This is a genomic window from Streptomyces sp. SID14478 (assembly GCF_010548525.1).
GTDB lineage: Bacteria > Actinomycetota > Actinomycetes > Streptomycetales > Streptomycetaceae > Streptomyces.
In genome coordinates, this window is the sequence record NZ_JAAGMG010000334.1 from 1 (window position 1) to 4907 (window position 4907).

The window sequence follows — 4907 nt, forward strand, 5'->3', positions numbered from 1 at the left end:
CGGCGGCCGGGGCGGCAGCGGCGGCGGGGAACGCCTCCGCGACCGTGTCCCCGTGCTCGGCCACCAGGTAATCCACCAGCCGCGCCACCGTCGGATACTCGAACCACACCGTCGCGGGCACATACCCCACCCGCTCACGCAACGGCTTCAACAACTCCATCGAGATCAGCGAATCGATCCCCATGTCCCGGAACGGACGATCCAACTCCACCTCGGACACGTCGAACCGCATCGTCTCCGCGATCACCTCACGGACGAACAGCTCCACCTGCCCGCGCACGTCGGCGACCTCGATGGTCCCGGTGATCTCGGTGATCTCGGTGATCTCGGTGATCCCGTCGGCCTCTGCGACTCCGGCGGCCGGGGCGGCAGCGGCGGCGGGGAACGCCTCCGCGACCGTGTCCCCGTGCTCGGCCACCAGGTAATCCACCAGCCGCGCCACCGTCGGATACTCGAACCACACCGTCGCGGGCACATACCCCACCCGCTCACGCAACGGCTTCAACAACTCCATCGAGATCAGCGAATCGATCCCCATGTCCCGGAACGGACGATCCAACTCCACCTCGGACACGTCGAACCGCATCGTCTCCGCGATCACCTCACGGACGAACAGCTCCACCTGCCCGCGCACGTCGGCGACCTCGATGGTCCCGGTGATCTCGGTGATCTCGGTGATCTCGGTGATCTCGGTGATCTCGGTGATCTCGGTGATCCCGTCGGCCTCTGCGACTCCGGCGGCCGGGGCGGCAGCGGCGGCGGGGAACGCCTCCGCGACCGTGTCCCCGTGCTCGGCCACCAGGTAATCCACCAGCCGCGCCACCGTCGGATACTCGAACCACACCGTCGCGGGCACATACCCCACCCGCTCACGCAACGGCTTCAACAACTCCATCGAGATCAGCGAATCGATCCCCATGTCCCGGAACGGACGATCCAACTCCACCTCGGACACGTCGAACCGCATCGTCTCCGCGATCACCTCACGGACGAACAGCTCCACCTGCCCGCGCACGTCGGCGACCTCGATGGTCCCGGTGATCTCGGTGATCTCGGTGATCTCGGTGATCCCGTCGGCCTCTGCGACTCCGGCGGCCGGGGCGGCAGCGGCGGCGGGGAACGCCTCCGCGACCGTGTCCCCGTGCTCGGCCACCAGGTAATCCACCAGCCGCGCCACCGTCGGATACTCGAACCACACCGTCGCGGGCACATACCCCACCCGCTCACGCAACGGCTTCAACAACTCCATCGAGATCAGCGAATCGATCCCCATGTCCCGGAACGGACGATCCAACTCCACCTCGGACACGTCGAACCGCATCGTCTCCGCGATCACCTCACGGACGAACAGCTCCACCTGCTCCCGCACGTCACCGCTGCCGGCCGGGGCGGCGGCGACGGCCTCGGTGCGCGGCTCGTCCGTCTCGCCGGCCAGGGCGACCAGGACCTGCTGTCCTTCGCCGCCGTGGGTCCGCACGGCGCCGAAACCGGCCTCGTGCATGAGCAGTTGCCACTGGTCACTGCCGAGCAGTGGGCTGTGCTCGATGCGGTACGGGTCGTTGCTGAGCCACCAGCCGTCGGTCAGGCCGAAGGTGAGCGTGGCGTAGTCCTGCCGGGTGGTGATCTCGTTGAGGACGAGGATTCCGCCCTCCCGCAGCACCTTGCGCACGTTGCGCAGCGTGCCGGGGACGTTCGACGTCGCGTGCAGCACGTTGGTGGCCACGACGACGTCGAAGGAGTCGGTGTACTCCTCGGGCGGGTTCTCGATGTTGCAGATCTCGTAGGAGAGGTACGGGTAGTCGCCCCCGAAGGCGTCACGGGCCTTGTGCAGGAACGCGTACGACAGGTCGGTGAAGTGGTAGCTCACGTCGCTCGGGTCGAGGAGCGGCAGGACGAACTTGGTGGTGCTGCCGGTGCCGGCGCCGATCTCCAGGATGCGCAGCGGGCGGCCCGCCGTGCGGCGCTGGTAGTTGGTCACCACCTGGGCGCAGATCCGGTTGAAGTAGTCGGCGATGGGGTTGCTCTGGTAGACGGGCGCGACGAGGTCGAAGGAGCCGTCGGGGAAGAGCACCTCCACCGCGTCGACGGCGCCGCTCAGGACGTCGGGCAGATGGTCCAGGCAGCGGTCGAGGAGAGCGAGGTGCCCGGTCAACTCCGGGTACTCGCGCAGGAGTTCGTCCCGGCCGAGGGACCGCGCCGACGGCATCGCGGCGATGGCGTCCATCAGCAGCGCGTACTTGTCGACCGCGGTCGCCGGCAGCGGCACCTGGCGCAGCCGCCACCGGGTGTAGGCCTCCAGGCGCTCGGACAGGTCCCGGTTGCGGGCGACGTCGGCGTCGTCGTCCCGCAGGACCGGCACCACGTCGGCGAGGACTCCCGGGGAGCCGGCGGACGATGCCGCGGGGGCGGCGGCGGGCTTGTGCGGCGTGATTCCCATGCGCTCCAGCGCCTCTTCCGTTCCTTTGACACAGGTGATCCGTCGGTCGTCGGCCGCGAGGAACCGCTCGATGACCGCCAGCCCTTCGGCCGGTTCGATCGAGCCGATCCCCAGGCCCTGCATCCGCTCCCGGTACTCCGGCTTCGCCACGACCCCGATATCGCCCCAGTAGCCCCAGTTGACGACCTTGGCGTCGATCAGCAGGGCCTGGTGGAGGAGGTCGGCGTAGGCGTCCTTGGCCACGCACGCGGCGGCGTAGTTGCCCTGTCCGGCGCTGGCGATGTGGGCCTGGACGGAGGAGAAGAAGAGGCAGAAGTCGAGGTCCCTGCCGCGCAGCGCGTCCACCAGGTGGTGGGTGCCGTGCAGCTTGGGCCGCAGTACGTCGGCGAGCACGCGCTCGCTCATGGTGGCGAGGGTGGCGTCCTGGAGCACGAGGGCGGAGTGCACGACGCCGTTGATGGTCTCGTGGGCGTCGAGCGCGCGCCCGAGCGCCGGTCCGTCGGCCAGGTCGACCTGGTGGTAGTGGACGGCGCGGGCACCCAACTCCCTTAGCCGAGCGCCCTGTTCGGCGAAGTCCTGGGGTGATCGGCGGCCGATGACGACCACCTCGGCTAGGTACTCGGCGGCCAGGTACTCGGCGAGCAGGCCGCCGAGTCCGCCGGTGCCGCCGAGGATGACGTAGGTGCCGCCGGTCCTGAACGCCGAGGCCCGCGGCCAGGCGGCGAGCGTCGTCGGCTCCATCGACGCGACGGCGTACTCGTCCTCGCGGATACAGACGGGGGCGCCCGGGACGGTCGGCAGGGGCCGGTCCAGGGCCGCGGCCAGTGACGCCGCGGTGAGGTCCGCGAGGCAGAAGCAGCGCACCGACCAGTCGGGCCGCTCCTTGGCCAGGGACTGGGCCAGGCCCACGAACACGCCGTCCACGGGATGGGTGGCGGCGGTGAACAGCGGACTGTGCACCGCCTTGTCCGTGAAGACGTCGAGGCGGACCCGCGGCCATCGGTCGAGGGCGTGGACGAGGTCGAGGAAGGCCGTGAGGTCCGCGTCGCGGATGCCGTCGGCCCAGGTGGTGCGGCTGACGAAGACGAGGTGCTCGTCCCCGGCGGCCGGTGCGGCGGCGAGCTGCGCCACCGCCGCGCGATCCAGGCGCAGCACGGTGCTGCCGGGGAACCGCTCCGTCAGTTCCTGGTGCAGGCGGGCCTGTCCGGGCGGTACGAGGAAGGTGCGCGGGCCCGCGCCGGCGTCACCCGGTGGATCGAGACGGCCGTGCGTCCACTGCGGTGCGAACACCATCGAGTCCACGGCGGCACGGCGGACCAGCGAGGCATCGGGGCGCGCTGTACCGGACGCGGAACTTCCGCTTCGCCATTCGTTGCGACTCAACAAAATCCCCTATGTCTAGGACGCCGGGTTCCATGGATGGATGCAAGGTGCTGGTTCACAGGGCGGGCTTCACACCGAGGTCGACAACCGAGAGAAGCGGCGCGTAGTCCTCGTCGAACACCGTGAAATTGGTCCTGAAGGCAGAGAGTTTCTCCGTCAGGACGAAAGCGGAGTCGGCGGGAAATCTCGCCGGGGCGTGAAAGACCATGTGCCCCATGGAGAAGGGCATCAGGCTGTCGCGGTGCTCTCCGATGGAGATGGCCAGGCCCGACTGGAAGGAGCAGTCGAGGAGGTTGACCACCCCCATCGGCGTTCCGTCGTTGTGCGAGAGCCAGGCCAGCGACCGCTGCCCGTACCGCTGTACATAAGTGTTGCGGCGGAAGTACGGGCCGTAGTCGATCCCCATGTCCGAGAACTCTTCGTAGAGTTCACTCCGGGTGAGGTGGGACGTGGTGTGCGCGCAGATCTCGTCGCGCACGTCCAGTCCGACGGTGGGGGCCCGGTCCAGTTTCTCGACCGTCGCGTCCTTCTCGAACAGGAGCGTGCCCATGCTGCAGAGCGCGCCGCGGTTGCTCACGGTGTAGTCCACCGTGCTCGCGCCGGGCGCGTGGCGGAAGGCGACGACGAGGTCGTCCAGCGGCTCCTCGCCGGAGATCGGCCGCAGCCAGGCGGCGTCCCGGACGGCGTACACCGGGGCGCCGGGGCGCAGACGGGCGGCGCCGCGCAGCGCCATCTCCAGGCAGGCGACGCCGGGCAGCACGCGGCGCCCGCCCACCAGGTGCTCTCGCAGATAGGTGTGGTCGCGGTCGATGCGTGCCCGGAAGGTGCCGTCCTCGTCGGCGGCGAGCAACTGGATCGGCGACACCGCGGCAGGCCGGCGGATCGCCTCGTCGGCTTCGGTCGTCATGCCGTCCGCCCCTCGTCGGTGAACCAGAGATCCGTCTCGTCGAACGGGTAGCCCGGCAGTCGCAGCCGGTGCGGGGTGTGCGGGGCGAACAGCGCCTGCCAGTCGACCGGTTGGCCGGACAGATAGGCCTCGCGGGCCGACTCGGGAGTCGGCCTGCCCGCGTCCGGGCCCCGCTCGCGC

At 69.7% G+C, this 4907-nt stretch carries 3 protein-coding genes; all 3 read right to left on the reverse strand.

What is annotated here, in order from left to right; genetic code table 11:
- A partial coding sequence (locus tag G3I40_RS10940; RefSeq protein ID WP_239091658.1) for a phosphopantetheine-binding protein occupies positions 1-3730 on the reverse strand: 3730 nt, incomplete at its 3' end.
- A gap of 145 nt (positions 3731-3875) precedes the next feature.
- Positions 3876-4727: a polyketide synthase dehydratase domain-containing protein gene (locus G3I40_RS10945; protein ID WP_164301966.1), complete on the reverse strand. Its 852-nt coding sequence runs from the start codon at positions 4725-4727 to the stop codon at positions 3876-3878.
- Positions 4724-4907 (reverse strand): hypothetical protein (locus G3I40_RS10950; protein ID WP_164301967.1); only part of this gene is annotated, 184 nt, incomplete at its 5' end. The genes G3I40_RS10950 and G3I40_RS10945, both read right to left, overlap by 4 nt.